General features: G+C 37.6%; 22 protein-coding genes. 17 read left to right on the forward strand and 5 right to left on the reverse strand.

Features of this window, described 5'->3' with window-relative positions:
• The 14 genes from H1X92_RS00670 (at position 1) to H1X92_RS00735 (ending at position 12,535) form a co-directional block, all read left to right on the forward strand.
• A complete protein-coding gene (locus H1X92_RS00670) occupies positions 1-753 on the forward strand; it encodes a virB8 family protein (protein WP_180558403.1) in 753 nt (250 codons plus the stop codon).
• Positions 750-1,535 (forward strand): TrbG/VirB9 family P-type conjugative transfer protein, encoded by a 786-nt coding sequence (locus H1X92_RS00675; RefSeq protein ID WP_180558404.1) that lies wholly within the window; start codon positions 750-752, stop codon positions 1,533-1,535. The genes H1X92_RS00670 and H1X92_RS00675 overlap by 4 nt, the downstream gene beginning before the upstream one ends.
• Positions 1,522-2,703, forward strand: coding sequence for a TrbI/VirB10 family protein (locus H1X92_RS00680; RefSeq protein ID WP_233458102.1), 1,182 nt, complete (start codon positions 1,522-1,524; stop codon positions 2,701-2,703). Before H1X92_RS00675 ends, H1X92_RS00680 begins: the two co-directional genes overlap by 14 nt.
• A gap of 22 nt (positions 2,704-2,725) precedes the next feature.
• A complete protein-coding gene (gene virB11 / locus H1X92_RS00685; protein WP_180558424.1) occupies positions 2,726-3,730 on the forward strand; it encodes a P-type DNA transfer ATPase VirB11 in 1,005 nt (334 codons plus the stop codon).
• A gap of 4 nt (positions 3,731-3,734) precedes the next feature.
• The gene (locus tag H1X92_RS00690) at positions 3,735-5,744 is read left to right on the forward strand and encodes a type IV secretory system conjugative DNA transfer family protein (RefSeq protein WP_180558405.1); all 2,010 of its coding nucleotides are present in this window, start codon (positions 3,735-3,737) and stop codon (positions 5,742-5,744) included.
• 56 nt (positions 5,745-5,800) lie between these two features.
• Positions 5,801-6,220, forward strand: coding sequence for a hypothetical protein (locus tag H1X92_RS00695; protein ID WP_180558406.1), 420 nt, complete (start codon positions 5,801-5,803; stop codon positions 6,218-6,220).
• Between the two features lie 86 nt (positions 6,221-6,306).
• Complete coding sequence (locus tag H1X92_RS00700; protein ID WP_180558407.1) at positions 6,307-7,689, forward strand: YadA C-terminal domain-containing protein; 1,383 nt, start codon at positions 6,307-6,309, stop codon at positions 7,687-7,689.
• 17 nt (positions 7,690-7,706) lie between these two features.
• Positions 7,707-7,967: a hypothetical protein gene (locus tag H1X92_RS00705; RefSeq protein WP_180558408.1), complete on the forward strand. Its 261-nt coding sequence runs from the start codon at positions 7,707-7,709 to the stop codon at positions 7,965-7,967.
• A 59-nt stretch (positions 7,968-8,026) separates the two neighbouring features.
• Entirely contained in the window at positions 8,027-8,554 is a 528-nt protein-coding gene (locus tag H1X92_RS00710; protein WP_180558409.1) for a hypothetical protein, read from the forward strand.
• A gap of 62 nt (positions 8,555-8,616) precedes the next feature.
• The gene (locus H1X92_RS00715; protein ID WP_180558410.1) at positions 8,617-9,252 is read left to right on the forward strand and encodes a DUF6012 family protein; all 636 of its coding nucleotides are present in this window, start codon (positions 8,617-8,619) and stop codon (positions 9,250-9,252) included.
• A 62-nt stretch (positions 9,253-9,314) separates the two neighbouring features.
• The gene (locus H1X92_RS00720) at positions 9,315-9,566 is read left to right on the forward strand and encodes a hypothetical protein (protein ID WP_180558411.1); all 252 of its coding nucleotides are present in this window, start codon (positions 9,315-9,317) and stop codon (positions 9,564-9,566) included.
• A 16-nt stretch (positions 9,567-9,582) separates the two neighbouring features.
• Positions 9,583-11,727, forward strand: coding sequence for a type IA DNA topoisomerase (locus H1X92_RS00725; RefSeq protein ID WP_180558412.1), 2,145 nt, complete (start codon positions 9,583-9,585; stop codon positions 11,725-11,727).
• A 5-nt stretch (positions 11,728-11,732) separates the two neighbouring features.
• Positions 11,733-12,194: an H-NS histone family protein gene (locus H1X92_RS00730; protein ID WP_180558413.1), complete on the forward strand. Its 462-nt coding sequence runs from the start codon at positions 11,733-11,735 to the stop codon at positions 12,192-12,194.
• 14 nt (positions 12,195-12,208) lie between these two features.
• Positions 12,209-12,535 (forward strand): hypothetical protein, encoded by a 327-nt coding sequence (locus H1X92_RS00735; protein WP_180558414.1) that lies wholly within the window; start codon positions 12,209-12,211, stop codon positions 12,533-12,535.
• 470 nt (positions 12,536-13,005) lie between these two features.
• Here H1X92_RS00735 and H1X92_RS00740 read toward each other — a convergent pair whose 3' ends face one another.
• The gene (locus H1X92_RS00740) at positions 13,006-15,954 is read right to left on the reverse strand and encodes an LPD7 domain-containing protein (RefSeq protein WP_180558415.1); all 2,949 of its coding nucleotides are present in this window, start codon (positions 15,952-15,954) and stop codon (positions 13,006-13,008) included.
• Positions 15,944-16,291, reverse strand: a complete 348-nt coding sequence (locus H1X92_RS00745) for a plasmid mobilization protein (RefSeq protein ID WP_180558416.1) — start codon at positions 16,289-16,291, stop codon at positions 15,944-15,946. Before H1X92_RS00745 ends, H1X92_RS00740 begins: the two co-directional genes overlap by 11 nt.
• 333 nt (positions 16,292-16,624) lie before the next feature.
• Between H1X92_RS00745 and H1X92_RS00750 the strand changes: the two genes are divergently transcribed.
• Genes H1X92_RS00750 through H1X92_RS00760 form a run of 3 tightly spaced genes read left to right on the forward strand, consistent with a single transcriptional unit; the run spans position 16,625 to position 18,507 of the window.
• The gene (locus H1X92_RS00750; protein WP_180558417.1) at positions 16,625-17,224 is read left to right on the forward strand and encodes a hypothetical protein; all 600 of its coding nucleotides are present in this window, start codon (positions 16,625-16,627) and stop codon (positions 17,222-17,224) included.
• Positions 17,221-17,940, forward strand: a complete 720-nt coding sequence (stbB, locus tag H1X92_RS00755) for a StbB family protein (protein ID WP_180558418.1) — start codon at positions 17,221-17,223, stop codon at positions 17,938-17,940. The genes H1X92_RS00750 and stbB overlap by 4 nt, the downstream gene beginning before the upstream one ends.
• A 3-nt stretch (positions 17,941-17,943) precedes the next feature.
• The gene (locus H1X92_RS00760; protein WP_135679168.1) at positions 17,944-18,507 is read left to right on the forward strand and encodes a hypothetical protein; all 564 of its coding nucleotides are present in this window, start codon (positions 17,944-17,946) and stop codon (positions 18,505-18,507) included.
• Positions 18,508-18,913: 406 nt separating this feature from the next.
• On the opposite strand, the gene H1X92_RS00765 is transcribed toward H1X92_RS00760, so the two are convergent.
• The 3 genes from H1X92_RS00765 to H1X92_RS00775 form a co-directional block, all read right to left on the reverse strand.
• Positions 18,914-19,102, reverse strand: coding sequence for a hypothetical protein (locus H1X92_RS00765; RefSeq protein ID WP_180558419.1), 189 nt, complete (start codon positions 19,100-19,102; stop codon positions 18,914-18,916).
• Positions 19,099-19,647 (reverse strand): ProQ/FINO family protein, encoded by a 549-nt coding sequence (locus H1X92_RS00770; protein WP_180558420.1) that lies wholly within the window; start codon positions 19,645-19,647, stop codon positions 19,099-19,101. The genes H1X92_RS00765 and H1X92_RS00770 overlap by 4 nt, the downstream gene beginning before the upstream one ends.
• A gap of 4 nt (positions 19,648-19,651) precedes the next feature.
• On the reverse strand, positions 19,652-20,095 hold a 444-nt coding region (locus H1X92_RS00775), incomplete at its 5' end, for an Rpn family recombination-promoting nuclease/putative transposase (RefSeq protein WP_180558421.1).

The following is a 20,095-nucleotide window of genomic DNA, read 5'->3' on the forward strand; positions in this document are numbered from 1 at the left end:
ATGATAAAAGAGAAAAGCGACACCTATTATCAGGACTCCATTGTTTTACTAGAAAATACCCCGCCTGAGAAAAAACAGGCAGCGGAAATAAAAAAACAAATGTTTGAAGCGGCAAAAATGTTTGAAACTAACATTATTGATCTTAAACAGAAAAAAATTAGGTTTTTAACCAAATTTGCGATTTTTCAAGGGGTTGCCATCGTGTTGTTAACCGTCGCCATTGCCGGATTAACCCCATTAAAAACCGTGGTGCCGATGATGTTACGGGTTGATACCACTACAGGCTACGTCGACAAAATTAATCCTTATGATAGCGAAAACTCCACAATTGATAGCAATGTAGTTCGCTATTTTGTGGCGCGTTTTATCGAAAATCGGGAAGGTTACGAATGGTTCACCATCCAGAATATGTCAAATTTTGTCGAAAGTACCGCTAACAAAGCGGTGTTGACCAGTTATAAAAGCTATATGCTCAGTGACTATTCGCCGTTAAAACGATTATCAAAAAATTTAAAAATGCTGGTAAAGGTTAATGGTATCACGTTTTTAGATGATGAAACCGCACAGATAAGATTTACCAAACTGATTACGGAACCAGACGAAAAACTTGCCGTGGGTTATGAGCCAACAAAATGGATAGCGACGTTAAAATTTGATTTTACGAAAACGATTAAAACGGAAGCACAGCGATTAATCAATCCGCTCGGTTTTAATGTGGTGTCCTACCGTGTTGATGCGGAGGTAGTGAAGTGAATAAATCGGTTTTTATGATGCTATTACTTTTTTCGTATGAAGCTTTGGCGGTGGTGACCCCAAAATCATCAGGACTTGATCCAAGAGTACAGGAAGTCTTTTACCAGCCGGATAATGTCACGGTGGTAAAAGTAAAAGAAGGTATCGCTACCCTTATTCAGCTTGAAAATGATGAAGTTGTTGACGGGGACGCATCGGGGATGGGATTAGGTGACCCGTTAGCGTGGAATGTTTCGGTGCGAGGCAATAATATTTTTTTGCGCCCGATCGCTGAACAGCCAGAGACCAATATTGCGCTCGTGACCAATAAGCGCACCTATTCTATTTTGTTAAGGAGTGCGGAGCAAAGCGCACCCACCTTTTTAATGCGCTTTCGCTATCCACCTAAACCCGTTGTGCCGAACGTATTAACCGGAAAAACAAGACAGGAACGCAGTTGTACGGATGGCGGTTGGGTTAATCTAGCCTATCAAGTTAAAGGCAGTGAAAACTTAACCCCTGATGCGGTGTGGGATGACGGTATTTTCACCTGTATCAAGTGGAATAATGCGCGGGATTTACCTGTCGTTTATCGGCTATTGCCAGACGGAAAAGAGCAACTGGTCAATTATCATATGAATAAAAACATTATGGTACTGCATGACGTCGCAGCGCAGTTTGTCATGCGGTTGGGACAAAGTGTCATGAACTTAAGAACAGAACATACTCTAAAACGCCGTTATAACCAGAAAGGAACAACCACCCAGCAACGGTTGCAGGAGCGAAATAATGAGTCTATTTGACAAATTTAAACGACACCCTGTTGATAATGAAATTAAAAAAACAACCGAATTAGCGGGTGACAGGCACGATATTCATGTTTTTACCGTGCGTCAAAAAAGAATAAAACACGTGATGTTAATCGGTGGTGTTATTTTGTTGGGTGTCAGCGTGTTATTGATTTTTGGGTTTTATTATTTTAAAAAATCGCCTGTTGTGGTGTATAAACCGAAGCCCGCCGAAGAAGAGCAATATCAACGAAAGGAAAGAACCAGTCAGGCGATCCTTGATTTTAAACGGGCGCAAGCCAGAACAGAAAATCAAACACTGGATGACGTAAAAAAAGACGTGGAGAAAAAAGAAAATAAGGCGATTGAAATAGAAGAAAAATCAGATGATAAAAACATCATTAATCTTGATAAAGAAGAAAAAGATGATAGTCACAATGAGAAAGCCTTAACACCGACGGAAAGAAGACGGCAGGGAGAAGTTTTATTATCTGCAAAAGAAATCACCGCGCGCAATCAAAAAGAAAATACAACGTCATCGGAGAAGACGAATACCATTGATAACGAGGATTTTTTAAAAGGGGCGAAATATCAGGATGGGCAAGTGGGTTTTGTTCGACATCGCCCCTTTTTGCTTTCCGCGGGTACTACCATGCCGTGTGTGTTAAAAACAAAAATTATCACCAGCTACCCGTCTATCGTGTTATGTCAATTGACTAAAAACGTTTATTCCGATGACGGCAAGAATATTTTAATTCGTGCGGGAGCCTTACTGCAGGGTGAACAAACCCGTGTATTAGAAAAAGGGGTTGCCAGAGTTTTTGTGAACTGGTCAACGGTGAAAGATGGCAATGTGCGCGTTCATATTGATGCGCTAGGTGCAGATGGACTCGGTGCATCTGGCTTGCCCGCATGGATTGATAACCACTTTTGGGAACGATTTGGTGGTGCGATGTTGCTTTCCTTCGTTGATGATGCACTGGCAGCGGCAGCAAGTAACATTAGCAAAGAAAATACCAGCTTAAGCATTGACAATACCCGCAGTGCGACAAAAAGCATGGCAGAGTTGGCGCTTGAAAACAGTATCGGCATCCCGCCGACGGCCTATGTCAATCAGGGTGAGATGTTATCTGTTATTGTGCCAAGAAATATCGACTTTTCATCCGTCTATAAGAACCAATAAGGACATACCTATGCGTCACGAGATGATTGATTTTTATCTGAAAGACACGGGATTGCTTGACCATCTAAAACAAAAAAACGTCACCGAAGTGGTGGTGAACAAACCGTTTGAAATTGCCACCGAAGGACAAGGTGGCTGGCAATTTCACGATGCACCGAATGCCTCACTGGAGAACCTGATGCACCTTGCCGCCACGCTAACGACGTTTAACAAGGCAGGGATGTTAAACGAGGAAAATCCGATTAAGTCATTGGTGTTACCCAATGGCGAGCGGGCGCAAGTGGTGATACCACCCGCCTGTTTGGAAGGCACACTATCGCTGACTATCCGGAAACCGTCAACCGAGCGGTTTACGCTCAATAATTATTTGCAATCAGGGCGCTTTTCTAGGGCGAGATATGCCAAAAAAGCCACCGCAGAATTGCGCGAGGAGCAGCGATTATTAAAGCAGTTATTTGAAGCTGCACAAACCGACGAGAGCCAACTCCCTGTATTTTTACAGGAAGGCGTTAATCAGCGGCTCAATTTTTTAATCGTTGGGGGTACGGGGTCAGGTAAGACCACCATAGCCAAAGCAATAGCAGATTTATTTCCCCATGACAGGCGAATTATCACGATTGAAGACGTGCCTGAAATGAGTCTACCGTTTCATCGAAATTGCGTCCATCTGTTCTTTAAAGAGGGTGGCGTGAGACCGAAGAAACTCATTGAAGCCGCTATGAGAATGAAGCCTGACCATATCTTTTTAGCAGAATTGCGCGGGGATGAGGCGTGGAGCTATTTAGAGGCCTTGAATACAGGGCATGAGGGAAGTATCACAACGATACATGCCAATAATACCTATGATGCTTTTGCCAGACTCGCGTCAATTATCAAGCAATCAGAAATTGGCCTAACACTGGATATGGAGCTTATCCGACGAACGATTAAATCCAGTATCGATATTATTTTGTTTTTAAATCATTCCTATTTAACGGAAATTTATTTTAATCCCGAAGAAAAAAACACCCTTTTGGCAGGAGCTTAAATAGATGGAAAAGAAAACACCGTTAATCATTTTTTTTCTTATCCTATTAGGGTCTTGTCTGGTTGCCAGTCTCTATACGTCCAGTATGGCACTACTTAAAGCAACCCATTACCCTGTCACGTTTGAAACGGTGAAATGGGATTTATTTTTAAACACCTATCAAAAATATGGATTGGCTAAACCGTACCTGAAAACCCTGATATGGGGGATTATTGGGGGGATAGTACCCATTTTTCTTTATGTTGTGCTATTCGTGGCGGTGTTGATAGGACTAAGAAAGAAGAAAACGTTACACGGCAATGCAAGGCTGGCAAATGATGTTGACTTGGCGAAGTCTGGCTTTTTTCCAAAAGCGGGTAAAAAGCCAAAACATCCAGCCATTTTGATAGGAAAAATGCCTAAAGGCCGTTTCAAAGGCAGTTACATCAGTTATAGCGGTCAGCAGTTCTTAATGTTGTATGCGCCCACGCGTAGCGGTAAAGGGGTGGGTGTCGTCATTCCTAATTGTCTCCATTTTCCGCAATCTTTGGTTGTTCTGGACATTAAGTTAGAAAACTTTCTAGCCTCAGCGGGTCACCGCAAGGATAACCTCGGGCAGGAAGTGTATCTCTTTTGCCCTGATGGATATGCCGATAGTGAGGATTTAGCGGCAAAAAGACTTCGTACACATCGTTACAACCCGCTTTTCTATATTCGCCGTGATCCGATGTATCGGTTTGGGGATTTAAGCAAGATTGCTGCCATTTTATTTCCATTGACGGGCGATAAAAACGATATGTGGACGGATTTATCAGCGAACGTATTTAATGCGCTGGTGCTGTTTTTGCTGGATTGTGAAAACGAAATGACCATCACGGAAACCGAAAAAACAGTAGCCGATGGCAGTATTATCGTTGAAACGCAAGAACAGCCCAAATACAAAGTCACGTTATCTCAGGTGTTTGATTTATCAGTGCCTAAATCCGGTGTGCGCTTAGGCGAGTGGTTTGAAGAGCAGATTGCATTAAGAAACTCACCCGAAAATATCGCGGCATGGATGACGTATCTGGCGATGCCAGAAGCCAAACATTTAGCAAAACCCACGCTCAATCGTCTGTCTGATGAAACGGTAACGCTGATGCGTCAGTTTTCTGCTCAAAAAGATGAGCAGCAACAAAGTATTTTGTTGACCTTTAACGCTAATATGAAAGTGTTTGCCAATCCGATTACGGCAGCGGCAACGGATGGTAACGACTTTGATTTACGGGAAGTCCGGCGTAAAAAAATGACCATTTATTATGGTCTCGCGCCGAGTGCGATAGATACCTACGCACGGTTAACGAATCTTTTTTTCAGCCAGCTGTTAAGTGAGAACGTGCGGACACTGCCAGAGCAGGACGCAACACTGAAATACCAGTGTTTGATGTTACTGGATGAATTCACGTCAATGGGGCGCCTTGATGTCGTACAGGTCTCACTGGCGTTTACCGCAGGCTACAACATGCGCTTCGTGTTCATCTTGCAAAATCGGGAGCAGTTAATGGATGCCAAAAAAGGGTACGGCAAGGAAGGGGCGGGAACGATCCTCGAAAACTGTGCGGTTGAACTGATTTACCCACCCAAAAAGGTCAATGAGGCCACCAAGCAGATTTCTGAAACGATTGGTTATATCGATATGAAAATGACTAATAAAGGAAAATCTACGGGGAAATCAACATCAAGGTCAACCAGTGAAAGCATCCAAAAAAGAGCGGTGTTGTTGCCACAAGAGGTTGTCGAATTGCGCGATGTGAAGCATAAATCAGGGTTACCAATGCAAGAGTTGGTGATTAGTGAATTTTGCCGCCCTTTTATCGCGCATAAAATCATTTCTTATGACGAGCCGTTCTTTGTTGAAAGACGGCAATACGCCGAAACACATATTCCAGATATTCCGATTTTAACGGTTGAAGAAGATGAGGTAGCGCAGGCGGTATTTATGATGCAGCAACGAGAAAAATTTTCCGAAAATAACACGAATAAAGAGGATTTTTAAAGATGAAAAGATTAATTATGGTTTCCTTCATCAGTCTGATGGGGTATATCGGTTTTATGCCTTGTTCACAGGCAGCCAGCGAAGATGAATGTGCAATCTGGTTATGTTTACCTGCTGGATTTGGAGAAGGCTGTTCTGGGGCGCATCATGCCTTTGAAAAACGTCTATCAAAAGGTAAATCACCTTTACCAAGCTGGCGTAGTTGCAGTGAGGACGATAACGAGCAAGCGCCTTATACGTTTGATCGCACCTTCAAGACGTATACAAAATTTTATCGCAATAATAAAAAGGTCATTAACAGTGGTAGACCATGCCCCCGTTCTGGACTGGTGCATTTTGACGATAAAAGTTATTTAGGTGTTGAGGGAATATGTACAGTCGTTGAGCTTTTTGACATCAAAATGAAAGACGACGGCTCAACTTACCAACACGAAGAGTTTCGTCACGGAAAACCCTTATCGCAAACCAAAGGTTAAATCAAGAGGGTGTGCGTCGTATGCCAGTACGACGCACAGCGTAGCCTTCAATTAATGAGCAAACGATTTTAAAAGGAAACATTAACGTGAATACTACAATTGTTAATCTACCCAAAAATAGACATAAGTCAATTTCATTCTATTTGATTTTCTTTTTTTTGTTATCGCTAATAGTGTCAGTTGATGTAATCGCATATGAATGCATTGCAGATAGCGGAAGCGCGACAGGTATAAGCAATGTGAGCCTGTGTTTACAAAGAAAAATAGAAAAAATCACGCAGCAAAAAGACGAAGTAAAGGAGCTGCTTGAACAAGAAAAATCCGAACGGATAAAAAATGATAAAAACATCTTAAATCAAACGAATGTACTGACAAATAAAAAGATAGATGATGCAAAAACTGAGGTTAATACCAATATTAATAAAGCCAAAAATGAGGCAGTAGTAGCTTCAAGCAGTTACGCAAACAATAAACATGAGCAGAGTATTGATTATGCGAATAAAGTTTCAAAACAAGCTTTAAAGGAGTCCATTCAATATATTGAAACGCGAGAAAATATGATTGATGATAAGACAAATCGGTTAATCAATACCGAAAAAGGACTTCGAATTAAAGGCGATGAAGAAACGTTGATTAACGCAAAAATATATGCAGATAAAAATGACAAAAAGATATTATCTAGCGCTAAAGAATATACTGATATTTCTCTTAATAAAGAGAAAAAAGAGAGGAAGGTAGAAAACCAAAAAATAGAAGAAAAAGGAAAAGAATACACTGATTTTGTTTTTCAAAATGAAAAAAAAGAACGTATCAATGACGACGATAAAACATTAAAAAATGCTAACAAATATACTGATTTTAAGATTATAGAAAACAATGAATTAATCGCAGCAGATATCACCGCCACCAGAGAATTATTAAAACACAAGAGTTCGATGTTAAATGGTGAAATCATTCGAACAAAAAGAAACAATGAAGATAACCTAAATAGAGCTCAGCGTGATTTAAGTAACAATATCTCTAAAACACAAGCAGAAAGTATGAATTTTGCTAAAAATTTGGTTAACAATGAAAAAAAAGAACGCGCTGATGAGGATAATCGGCTACAGAATTTTTTGACGCAGTATACAAACAAAAAAATAGATAGGTTTTCTGAAAACATGAATCAGAAATTCAGTTATTTTCGTCAAGAAACACATCAGCAATTTAGGGAAATTAATTTAAAGTTACAGAGACTTGAAAATCATATTAATGCAGGCATTGCAGGAGTTGCTGCAATTGCTTCAATTCCTTATAGTGCCAGTGAAAACTTTTCTTTTGGTATGGGTGTGGGTAATTATCAAAACGGCAAGGCAATTGCCGCGGGTGCACAATATAAAATCGCTGATAATGCAAACGTACGAGTGAACATTGCATGGGACAACACCGACAATGCAAGTGTAGGTGCTGGCATGGCCATTGGTTGGTAATGGAAAAAGGGGAAACGATGAATATTTTTAAAAAGGGTAAAGTATTGGGAATGTGGTTATTCTGTTTTTTTGCATTTCCTGTTTTTTCGGCAGATGACCCTTTCTGTTGTCACCATAAATCGGTTAAAGAAATAATTGCTGATAGCAATTTCCATTTATATTTTGGCGCGATGACCATCATTTGGTTGTTATTTAAATTATTAACCAAATGCACTTTGCAAGAAAAGTATTTAACGGCACTGTGTGTAACTTTAATTTGGATATTGTGGCTCATCTAATTATTTAATGGTTGCTGTTTTTTTTTCACATTTAGAAAATTAAAAAGGAAAAGTAAAAAATGATTTATCAATTAACTCACGCCTACAGTAATTTAAATGGTTTCTATGGTGTAGAAGCTGATTTAACACCTGAAGATTTTCAATACGCATGTGCCTATGTACAAATCGTCCGAGATGGATTACCCGTTTTGTCATGTTTAGATGATTGCATAGGTGATTGGGATGGGGTTATCTTGTTAAATCGATTTTACGGTTTTAAGCCCATATATAAAATGATTAAACCTGATGAAATCATCGACTTTTATGATAATTGGCATGAGTATGTTTTAAAAAATGATATAAATGAAATTAATCAGTTTGCTGTCATTAATGCAAGTAGAAAAATTATTGAGTTTTTTTGTGAAAAAATAGAAAAAACAATTCAGGACTTTCCTTGTTTTGAAATTGAGCTAATGCGATTGCGTTTATTACTGAACGGTGAATGTGTAGAAGAAACGTGGAATTGGCAACGATTAGATTCAAAATACCTAACAGGATTTAAATTATGGGATTCAGCTGAACCTGAATTGATTACAGGCATTTATTGAATACAAGAAAAACATCATTAGTTGAAAGCTAAAAACCTATTACTAATATAAGGATTATTGAGATGCTACTACATCTTTCACCACGGTATTATTTACGTTACAGTGATATTAAACTTGATTTGATTGATGTATCCATACCCGAATTGAACCTTACATTAAAGGGTGACGTTGATATTGTTGCCCGTACACCATATCCAAATAAATGTTATCAAATTGCTTGCCGGAAAAAAGGCCGTAAAGCAATTAACGGTTTATTTATTGAAACCGATGGAATATTAACCAACTTCACCCAAATCACCCGTTGGGCGGTTAACGGGGAAATTGCTACCCACAAAATACACTTTCATATTCTTGACTCAGATTTCGATGCAATTACTTCTGAAATAATGATGTGGAATGCATTTCATAACACCCCGTTTTTATCACGTAAAAGCGAAATCCATGAAAACTGGCTACCCGCAACTAATCAACCGCGCATGTTGCCGATTCTTGAAAATAAGAAAGAAAGTCAACGAGAACAACAGCGGCTAATTTATAATTTGGTTAGTGATGACGGATTTATCATGGAAAGAACTGAGTTCTTTCCAATCCCCACCGTTGAAACTCACCGCATCACAGTACCTTTTTGGGGAAATCAACGATTTCCTTTTCCTGATGATGCATTCATCGCAAAGGTTACGCCTTATGACTATACCTGAAACCGACAAACAGCGCGATATACGGGATAGAAGCCCTGCCTGTCGCGTTGATGATTAATCACTTGAAAAGTGATCACGCCCAAAACTTCTGTCTAGACGATGGCATGAATAACGTTCTTAATGAAATTAATCAACGAGCACCTTATTTCTTCACTAACACCAATGATTTACTTAATAAAGCCAAGTTATTTTCATCTACTTATTTAACGAGCAATAAAAATGATTTGCGCTTAATTGACGACGAACTGACACAAAGATTTTTCTCCCTTGATTACATAGCAGATGAAAATAAAAAAGCCCAACAAACCAACTAAACAAGAGAACTGAAAAATGAATTTATATATCGCAGAAAAACCGCAGATTGCCAGTGATATTGTTAAAGCGTTAGGCGGTAAATTTACACGTAAAGAAGGTTATTTTGAATCCGATAGGGATGTTGTCACATGGTGCTATGGTCACATTATCCAAAGTGCAGAGCCTGAAAATTATCACCCTGACTACAAACGTTGGAAAAAAGAAGACCTGCCGTTAAAACTCTATCCTGTTAAATATCAACCGTGTGAAGGAAAAGAAAAACAGGTTAAAATTGTGGTTGAACTTATTAAAAAAGCAAACGTCATTATTCATGCTGGCGACCCTGATGATGAAGGGCAATTACTGGTTGATGAAGTCTTGATTTATGCCAACAACACAAAACCCGTTCAACGACTGCTGATTAATGATAATACCGATGTTGCTGTAAAAAAAGCGCTGAATAATTTAAAAGATAACCAGAAATTTAAGGGGCTGTTTTATAAAGCGCTCGCCAGAAGTGTGGGTGATGATATTTACGGTAAAAGTATGACGCGTGCTTACACGGTCACCGCCCAACAAAAAGGTTATCGAGGAGCGCCCTTATCCGTTGGACGAGTACAAACACCTATATTAGGCTTGATTTGTCGTCGTTATCTGGCAAATAAAAACCACAAGGAAAGTTTATACTATACGATTACGGGTATCTTTGACCACTTAAAAGCGGAATTTGAGGCTAACTGGCAAGTTAGCGAAAACGCCCCACAGGATGACAAGAAACGCTTAATCAATAAAGATTTTGGTGAACGGGTAGCTAAATTCTGTGAAGGGAAAACAGCGGATGTGATGGCTGCCGCCGTAGATAACAAAGAAACGGCTCCACCTTTGCCATTTAATCTGGTAAAACTTCAACAATACATGAATAAAAACCACAAAATGACCGCAGCAAAAACACTGGAAATCACACAACAATTAAGGGAAAAATATAAGGCGATCACCTATAACCGTTCAGACTGTTCTTATCTTTCAGAAGAACAATACAGTGAAGCCCCACAACTGATTGCGGCATTAAAAAATCTTCACTTGTTTTCTGAGGTAAAAACCCAAGATACACTGAAATCCAAAGCCTTTGATAGCACAAAAGTCACTGCCCATACCGCTATCATTCCTACCATTAATACGCCTGATTTAAATCAGTTGACTGATAATGAGAAAACCGTTTATTTAGCGATTGCCCGTTATTACCTCAGCCAATTTTTACCGAATAAACGTTATCAGGAAGCATCAGTATTGCTAAAAATTGACACCGAAACGTTTACGGCACGGGCAACAAAAACTACCGATAACGGCTTTACCGAATTTTTACAAAACAAAGAAAATGAAGAAATAGAGCAAGATAAAGGTCAGTTTGATATATTGTCAAAAATTCGTACAGGTGAGAAAGTAGATTGTATAAAAGCCACAGTCAACACCAAGAAAACCACCCCACCCCCACTTTTTACCGAGGCAAGTTTGCTTGCCGCTTTAGTGAGGGTTGCTGATTTTGTAACTGACGCTAAAATAAAAACACTGCTCAAAGCAAAAGATAAAGACAAAAAAGACGAACACGGGGGAATTGGTACTCCCGCCACCCGTCATAGTATGATAGAAAAACTCAAAGCCCGTGAGTTTATTGTATTGGATAAAAGAAATCTTATCCCGACGCAAAAAGGACTTGATTTTTTTCAGGCACTACCGGATATTGCAACCAATCCTGATATGACGGCACTTTGGGCAGAAAAACAGGAACAGATTGAGCAAGGAAATCTTAGTGTTGATGAATTTGTCGAACAATTGTATGGTGACATTAATCGTCTGCTAGCGGATGATATTGGACAGAACCTAAAGATTGATACCACAACAACGCATCAGACAAGCAACGTCATGGGCTGCCCTAATTGCAACAAATCATTATTGGATAAGCCTAAACTTGTCGTTTGTGAAGCGCAATGTGGATTTAAAATATGGAAAACGGTTTGTGAGAAAACCCTCACCACAAAACAGATTGAAACACTGGTCAAAAAAGGAAAAACAGGCATTATTAAAGGCTTCAAAAGCAAAGCGGGTAAAAACTTCGATGCAGCGTTGATATTGCAAGATAAGACCACAGGGGCAACCCGATTTGGATTCGAAAATAACAGGTAAATTACATGAGTGAAACAGCCAAAACGCTAAAAAGAGAAGAGGAATACCAGATTATTTCTAAGCATTTAAGTAGTATTACGACAATACGAAAGTTCGCATTAACAAAAGATTTTGAGTGGCTACAGGAAGTTAAAGACAAACTGGAAGCAGTTATTGAGGAAAACAGAGAATTCTTTGAACAAGCCAAAAAAGAAGCAGAGGAAAAAGAGAAAAAACGCCTTGACCTAATTAAAATGATTGAAGAGAGTGGCTTTAGTCTTGATTCACTCTTAAACCCTGTTACCACGGGCAAAATTAAGCCTAAGAAAAAAAGTAGTATTAATGCCAGAAAGCCAAAATATGAATTTTTAGACGAAAACGGTGAGATACAAACATGGTCAGGTAATGGTAAGCCACCCACGGCACTCCAAAAATTACTCGATGATGGGAATCCACTTGAAGAATTTCTGATTAAAAATAATAAATGAAAAGGGATATTTTTATGAGAAAGCTAATAATTTTTATAGCAACTTTATTGTTGACTTTCCCTGTTTTTTCTCATGATATAACTATAAATTCTGATACTATTGTTTCAAAAAAACTTGATATATTAACTAATCAGATAAAGCAGCTTAATTTACAGATACAATCATTAAAAAAACAGGTGTATGCAACGCCATTTTGTTACGATTTTGAAAATGGTAAAATATCTATTGGCGCTAAAATTAACGATTCCAAATACCAAAGTTTTCAGTTTACTAACAACTATACTTGTGTGTACAAAGATGGTTTCGGACAACTTATGAATAGTAAAGAATTGAATGATTAATATCATGTAAAGTGCATTAAGGATTCTACTTCGGACTTCAGGTATTGCTCAGTTGTCCATCTATTTTAAAGATCGCTTAGATGATATTCAGAATATAAAATCCCCTGACACATAATTATGAACACACTATAACCCCATATTTTTACCTGGGGTTCTCCGCCAGAAACCTAATTAAATATTTTAACTTGAATAAATTAGTTACAACATACATTAACTATAATAAGGGATAAGGGTTGAACGTAGCACGCTACGCGTGAGCGGCGCAGCGTTGCTGCTTCGGGGGGGTCTCAAAAAGAACGTTATTTAGCTACATGAAAGAGCATAAAATGCCTTAACGTAGTTCCATGCACTTTACCGCAAACTACCCGCAAAAAGTCGATTCAGAGGCCAGACGGAATTTTCGGCGGTTTGGGTTTGAAACCCCCTTCTAGTTAATTTATTGTTAAATGGGTATAAACTAAATTAGCCTATCAAAGGCTAAAGCCTGAATCTTGCTCGTGCCGTTGTTGTTTTTTCTGCTCCTGTTTGGGTTGTTCAATCATTTGTTTTTGTTTTGCTTCTTTAACATTGGCTTCCAGTGTTGCCCGTTGCGCTTTCAAAAACTCCAGTTCGTCTTTTGGCATAGCACGGTTCCTTAGGTTTTGATTTAATGACTCAAGGGCTTTTTCAGCGTAACGAAGTGGTGAATCAATCTGATGCTGTTTAAGATTGGGTAAATCAATATAAACAGGCTCAACCTTACGCATATCAATGTTTTTGGTATCAATGCCCATCCGGTTCAAATCCGCTTCTTTCAGATCTTTAAGCTGCATAACCATCTTGTCATCTTGCTTAAATGCCACCTTGAAGCGTATAACATTCTCAAAGCCATCATTTTGAGGAGCTGGCTTCAAAATCAGGCGGTTAAAGGCTTTATCATCGATTTTATAAGACTGGTTTTGTGTATCGGCTTGTATTTTCTCTGGTTCAACACTTTTTTGAGATGTATCAGGTTGCGATGCCGACTGTTGTATTTCAGGCACTGCCGTAGCTTGTTGTGGCGTTTGCACCGTTTTTTGCTGTAATTTTTCAGCATGGTCTAACATCATCTGATGATACTTATCCGGTGACAAAATAATGTTGAGATTTTTTTCAGCCGCCGTGATTGCACAGGTTTGTTTAAACTGCTCACTCCCTGTTAAGCGTAATTTACCACCAAACTTGTTTTTGGCGTATTCTAGCGCCATGGCTGCTTGTGCTTTACTGCTATTACCTGAAAACTCGATATGTGACCCTTTATCAGAAAAAACTACTTCCTGCGTCTTTTTATCAAGATAATCAACTTGTTTTTCTTGCTTACTCGCCACCAAATCAGCCAGTTTTAGACCTTTGTTAAAATCTTCCTCAAATTGAAGTGCCTGTTGTTTACGGGCAACCGATTTTTCAAACGTAAAATCACTATCATCATTAAGTATCATATTTTTGTTCATGTTAATGTTTCCTTTAAAAATCGCATTTATTTTAGATAAGTTATCTTCTTTAGGCTGCCAATGGTTATGGATGCCATTAATTAACTGTCTTTTTTCACGAATCACCCGATTTAACACATCACGCTTTTGTAATTGCGAAAATAAGATAAAACCGCGCTCAACTTCGCGTTTTCTTTCATCCCTAATCGATTTAAGCCCCTTCATCGCCTGACGATAATCATCAAATAACTGCCGCCGATTTTCAGAATAGAGGGCATTTAACGCAGATTGACAATCTTTCTTTGATGATAGCCTCTCCTTGTTTTGTTCAGTCGTTAACGGCTCATGTTTCAATACAGAAAGAAAAGACCTGTTTTTTACTTGTGCATCATTGACAGTAATCAAATCCGCTTTAGCCGATTGCCAATCAAGATTTAAGTGTTTCGTTAAAAAATCGCTGGCATTTAAGTTCCGATTTCCAACGTTAAATCGTGGGCTGTTATCCTTGGCAAACGTCACACGGTGATCATGTGGATCGATATTGTATTTAACAGCACAAAACGATAAAAACCGATGCGGATCAATCCTGTTTCTGATTTCACGCATAATCATTACATCACTCTCATCAGGTTGATTTTTCACCTGATGCAACGATTGACTCACAAAATCATTTATTCCTCTAGCATCCGGTGACCGTCGCACTGAGCGACTAAAATGTTGTCTTTCTTGTCGTGCTTCTGCCAAATCATCACCTGAAAGTGATGACAATACAGATTGAGATTGCTCGGTTTCTCGTCCTGCAAATCTCGGTAGCTGGTAAACCATGTTGCGTGTCTGCAAAGATGACAATCGCTTTTCTGCTGAGTCTCTGGTTGAATATCGTGAGAAAGGCTTCGTAACACTTCGCTGGGTATCTCTTCCTGATAGAGATCGCTCAATGTCATTATGTTGGAATCTATCTCCTTCTGAATTATCAAGCTGGTATTTTTCATTATATCGCTTCCTTATTTCATTAAGTTTGTCTTTCTTTTCGTTGTCACTTAACACCGCATATTGTTGTCTTAACTTTTGACCAGCAGAATGAATATGTTTGATTTCATGGCTGGTTTTCTCAATCCATGTTGCTAACCTGTTTTCAATCTGTTTAACAGCGGGTTTACGAATAGGTATTGTTCGGTTTTCAATAAACTGTTTTGAAAACAAAGGACTCTTTAAGCGAATAAATTTTTGTTCGTCCGGTAACTTAATACCGATATATTGATTAGCCATTCCTGCATTATAAATTTTTATTTCCCCCATTTTTTTTAAATGAGATTCAAACGCAGATTGCGTAAAAATCTTCTCGTTATCCAAAGATTCAAAAAGCGTTTTTTTGAATTCTGCTTGCTTTTCATGGAATAGATCGCCTTTCATTCGTGAAAGAACATTGGCGTGGTTAGCGTCACTTATCCTAACCCCATCTTTTGGACTCACTAAATGATATTTAAGATTAATATGTTCTTGGATTGCATCAAGTTCATCGATATAAAGCTCACCTTTTCCTCTTGGGTTTAAAACCTTTCCTGTCACTAGATTTTTTTCAGGAATAATAATATGAATATGCGGCTTTCTTTCAATTAATTGCCCTGTTTTTTCATCATTAATATATTTTACTTTAGGAATATGCGCCTCAGCATAAAAACAATACTCGTCAGGATGATACGCATTCATCAGAAGATTTTTATACTCTTGAGTGACTTTTTTAAGTGTTTCAGAAGAAATAGAAGACTCATAAAAAGAAAGCGATAGGTGAATATACCGCTCCTGTCCTTTATCAGGAATTGAATGAATAACGTGATTAAGATGTTCAATATTACCCGCTAACATTAATCGATTATCCAGCTCATCACGGTTTAAAGCGCGCCCTTGCTTGATACCATTAACCAGATAATCAACAATGCCTTTATTTCCGCCATCAATTCTACTTATCATGTTCAATACCTGATAAAAGATTATCGCTAATGGTATTAAGAGTAGTTAGCCATCGAATTAAACGTTGCTCTGTTATCATCCCATCTTGATAAGCAGTATTAATCTGCTTCGCAATCTGGTTAATGTTATTGCTGGTTTTATTAATGTAAAAAAGCAGACGGTCATATTTTTCTGAATTAATTTTATTATGAATATCGGGATCTAACTGCTTGGTTAATAATAATCGGAAAAACTCAGACTTTGATAAACCGAGCGTATCGATGACTTCTTTGAACGGCGCATACTCTGATTCTGTCAGTCTGAATGTAATATGAATATTTTTATTATCTTTTTTCATAGGCTCGTAGAGCCTCCATTTTTACGATAGTCAAAATGTATGGGGTTTAAGGGGTTTACCCCTTAGCACGTCGATTGTAGCAAACATTTTAATGTTTGTGTACAATCGCCCTCGTGCCTAAAAATATATTTCGTCAATCACTCCTAAGTGAATATATCACATATATAGCACTATAATATATCACTAATAACACATAAATAGCCTTATTGTACACAACAAACACAAAAATAACCCACTTATAGCACTTTAATAGCATTAAAGTATCACTATTTTATTTGACAAATCATTATTCAACGCTTACAATGTTTTAATTAAAATTAATTGAGGTATTTTATGGAGGATATTTATAAAAAACTGATAAATGAAATTCATTTATTCATAAAAACATATAAAATCAATACCGAAAGAAAAGGAACAATAAAACGAATAATTGCTAATCATATCCAGTTAATATTAGAATTAAACAACTTCTTTACGCAAAAAGAATTAGTAGAAAGACTTAATCAAGATTTGAAAATAAATATTGATTATAACTATTTTAATAGAACAATTAATTCATTAAATAAAAAAAATAAAATTCACCATCAAGTAATAAGTAAAAAACAAAATATATTATCTAATAATCACAAAGGTAATAATAACTCAGTAAAAACAGATAAAAAATCGTCTTTATTTTCTCATAAAGAATACCCATTAAGTGAAATAACACCAGAAAAAAAAGACAAACTTTCACACCTTAATTATTTGAGTGAAATGGCAAAAAATAAAGTAATACAATATGACATAACAGAGGAAGAACTAAAAATGATAGGAGTTAACTTTATTCCTGACAAATCAAAAGTTTTTGAAGAAATATCGAAGTATTGTGAAAAAAAAGAACAAAAATTTAAAGAAGAATTTCTAACAAAAATGTTTAAAAGAGGCGGAAAATGAAAATTGTAGTATTAAATAATAGTGGAAATGTTGGGAAGTCAACCTTATGTCAACATATGCTTTATCCTCGTTTATCTGATTGTGAAGTACTCAGGGTAGAAACGCTAAACAGCGACGGAGAATCGACAGGTGAAAAATTAAGTGCGAGTGAATTTGATTCGATCTTTGAAACAATATTAGGCTCTAATAATATTATTGTGGATGTCGGCTCATCCAACATGGAACAATTTTCATCTAAGCTCAAAAATGAATTTTCAGGATCTCATATTTTTATTGACACATTTATCATTCCGGTAACACCAGATGAGAAACAACAACAAGATACCATCACAACGATATTATTATTAAATTCCATTGGTGTACAAAATGAGAATATAAAAATAATTTTCAATCGGGTTAATCCGCAGAAAAAGATAAGTTCACAGTTTAGCACGCTTTTTGAAAATAAGGATTTAGCAACAATTGGTTTTTCTTTAACAGAAAATACTCCTACCGTATTAGATTCTAGTCTTTTTGCTACACTAAAAAAAGGAGGAATATCATACAATTATATACGTGATATGGATGCCGATTTCAAATCACTTGTAGAAAATGCAGAGGACAAAAAAGAAAAAGCTCAAATCCAGTTAATGCAATTTTACCGGATGGGATTCGATTCTTATCAAAAGAATCTTCAATCTGCATTTAACGCATTAAACTTAACAAAACAGGATTAAAATATGAATAATGTAACCAGCAACACCACAGCAGCATGGGAAGCCGCACAGGATGATGATGGACTAAGAAAAGCAGCGCTTGAAAGACTCGTTGAAGGATTTTTTGAAATCCAAAATCAAATTAAGAATCTACCAGATACCATCAATGATGCTCAACAAAAACAGATTGACTTGACAACAAAAGAATTCGCAAAAAAAATTGATGCCATCAAATTGGCTATCGATCAACTCCCTACCGATCTCGATCAACAGGTGGAAAATCTACGGGCTATTACCAGTGAGTCAAGGGCAGCTATCGAAGAAAAAGCCAAAGAGATTGACATGAAGATTGACTATCAAAACTCAACCTCTCTCAGCATCTTATCAAAATCGATGCTTGAATCAGTTTCTCTCTTTCAGGATCATCTCAACAAGGCAAAAGAAAATGTACTCAAAACGATTGAAGTCGATATTGGCAATCATTTAAGAGAAAATGAAAGCACTTTACGGCAAACGGCTTGGATAATTATTGGTGTAACGGTTGCAATTAACCTCATTAGCATAGGGACAATGTATTTTTTGCGGTGATAATCGATAAGATAGACTAGAAAAGTAGGTAAAAATGAACGAAGAAAAATTAATAACTTGCCCTCATTGTCGTAGTGAAATTCCTCTCGGCGCTAATGTTTGTAGAGGATGCCAAGCAGAAATAACTTACAGAACCCCAAAATTTTTTATTATAATAGGGTTCTTATTACCTATTTTTTTTGGGTGGTATATCAGTAGATATTCCTATGAAATTTTAGGGTTCAATGATCTTATATCCAAGATATTTTGGGTTGTTATCACTGTTATGTTTTGGTGTATTGCATATAAAATATGTGATTATTTTTTTCATGAAAGAATTCATTTTGAACGTAAAAAAAATACATAGTAAAAGACTTATCATCTTAACGCTCTCTATTCAGAGCGTTAAGAGTTTTAAATAAAAAAATCACTTTATTTCGCCTACTCTTTGGAGGATTTTAAATGCAGTGGCTTTTTGTTTTGGTGAAATGTTATTCCACTGCCGATATGAAGTGATGACGTTATTTAAAAAACGGACTTCCCAATTTATTAGTGCCGGATATTTTTTCCACAGAGTCGCATTTTCTGCATGAGCAATTAATTCAGATTCCTTCATTTATCTTTATTTCGCCTTGCCAGACGTTGCAAATTATCCTCAACATCCGCTTCGGTGACCTCTCCGACTATCTGACCGTCTTTATCATAACGAAACGCCTGTGACTGGATAAGTGCCCGATAATCAGCGTGGTGTCCAATACTGCCTAAACACGCTCTCAAACGCTTTCTGGCTATCGGTAATGACTTTTCCTTCACTTCTTGCCACATATCTTGTTGTATACCAATTTTCATGGGTCTCAATTGATTTTCAGGAAATAGATTAGGCCAAAAGACGCTGATTTGTGAAATCGCTTCATCTAACGGCAATCGCTTTTTGGGCGGTGTGGGTGGTTTTGATGTTTTAACCTTCATTTCCTGTTTAGGTTTAACAACAGGTTTCTTGGGTTGTTGTTTTGCTACTTTGAGAGGATGAGGCTTTTTTGCCTGTTTTTTGGGCGCAGTATTCACCCAGACCTTTTTACCGTAAACAGAAGTACTTGAGGTTTGCGCTTCCTGTGAAGCTTTTCTAGGGCGATTGAGGCTTAATTTCTTGCGTTCTGGCATCGTTTTAATCTTTAAACAGGTTGCTCATTTCAGTATCAGTGAGACCTGTTGATAGTTTCACGATATCTCTTTCTACGCCTTTCTCAAGAAGTTGGCGCGCTATCTTCATCGAAGCTTGTTTTTCGCCTTCAAGTTTACCTTCTAATTTACCTTCTAATTTACCTTCTTGAACGCCATCATTTTTGCCTAATTGGTAGCCTTCTTGTTTTAATGCTTGAGCAATTGTCATAAGTGCTCCTTCGTGTTTTTCTGCTTGTTTTGCTATTTCAGTGATAAATTCCATTGGTCTTTTTGCATTACCTTCCTGTATGAGGTAATTAAACAACGTTATCACCTGATTATCGGAGTAATAATTATACGATAATAATTGAACAATTTCACTCAAAAGCTCGGTCATATCCCGTCTGCGAATGTGCTTCTGGACTAACTCAAGCAAAGCCATTCGTTT

Origin of the sequence: Arsenophonus endosymbiont of Apis mellifera, assembly GCF_903968575.1 — a bacterium.
In the GTDB taxonomy this organism is placed as follows: Bacteria; Pseudomonadota; Gammaproteobacteria; order Enterobacterales; family Enterobacteriaceae; genus Arsenophonus; species Arsenophonus apicola.

What these genes read in the sequence shown, in the direction of transcription:
- H1X92_RS00670 (WP_180558403.1), top strand. Translation starts at nt 1, where the DNA reads ATGATAAAAGAGAAAAGCGACACCTATTATCAGGACTCCATTGTTTTA.
- H1X92_RS00680 (WP_233458102.1), top strand. Translation starts at nt 1,522, where the DNA reads ATGAGTCTATTTGACAAATTTAAACGACACCCTGTTGATAATGAAATT.
- virB11 (WP_180558424.1), top strand. Translation starts at nt 2,726, where the DNA reads ATGATTGATTTTTATCTGAAAGACACGGGATTGCTTGACCATCTAAAA.
- H1X92_RS00690 (WP_180558405.1), top strand. Translation starts at nt 3,735, where the DNA reads ATGGAAAAGAAAACACCGTTAATCATTTTTTTTCTTATCCTATTAGGG.
- H1X92_RS00695 (WP_180558406.1), top strand. Translation starts at nt 5,801, where the DNA reads ATGCCTTGTTCACAGGCAGCCAGCGAAGATGAATGTGCAATCTGGTTA.
- H1X92_RS00705 (WP_180558408.1), top strand. Translation starts at nt 7,707, where the DNA reads ATGAATATTTTTAAAAAGGGTAAAGTATTGGGAATGTGGTTATTCTGT.
- H1X92_RS00710 (WP_180558409.1), top strand. Translation starts at nt 8,027, where the DNA reads ATGATTTATCAATTAACTCACGCCTACAGTAATTTAAATGGTTTCTAT.
- H1X92_RS00715 (WP_180558410.1), top strand. Translation starts at nt 8,617, where the DNA reads ATGCTACTACATCTTTCACCACGGTATTATTTACGTTACAGTGATATT.
- H1X92_RS00725 (WP_180558412.1), top strand. Translation starts at nt 9,583, where the DNA reads ATGAATTTATATATCGCAGAAAAACCGCAGATTGCCAGTGATATTGTT.
- H1X92_RS00730 (WP_180558413.1), top strand. Translation starts at nt 11,733, where the DNA reads ATGAGTGAAACAGCCAAAACGCTAAAAAGAGAAGAGGAATACCAGATT.
- H1X92_RS00735 (WP_180558414.1), top strand. Translation starts at nt 12,209, where the DNA reads ATGAGAAAGCTAATAATTTTTATAGCAACTTTATTGTTGACTTTCCCT.
- H1X92_RS00740 (WP_180558415.1), bottom strand. Translation starts at nt 15,954, where the DNA reads ATGATAAGTAGAATTGATGGCGGAAATAAAGGCATTGTTGATTATCTG.
- H1X92_RS00745 (WP_180558416.1), bottom strand. Translation starts at nt 16,291, where the DNA reads ATGAAAAAAGATAATAAAAATATTCATATTACATTCAGACTGACAGAA.
- H1X92_RS00750 (WP_180558417.1), top strand. Translation starts at nt 16,625, where the DNA reads ATGGAGGATATTTATAAAAAACTGATAAATGAAATTCATTTATTCATA.
- stbB (WP_180558418.1), top strand. Translation starts at nt 17,221, where the DNA reads ATGAAAATTGTAGTATTAAATAATAGTGGAAATGTTGGGAAGTCAACC.
- H1X92_RS00760 (WP_135679168.1), top strand. Translation starts at nt 17,944, where the DNA reads ATGAATAATGTAACCAGCAACACCACAGCAGCATGGGAAGCCGCACAG.
- H1X92_RS00765 (WP_180558419.1), bottom strand. Translation starts at nt 19,102, where the DNA reads ATGAAGGAATCTGAATTAATTGCTCATGCAGAAAATGCGACTCTGTGG.
- H1X92_RS00770 (WP_180558420.1), bottom strand. Translation starts at nt 19,647, where the DNA reads ATGCCAGAACGCAAGAAATTAAGCCTCAATCGCCCTAGAAAAGCTTCA.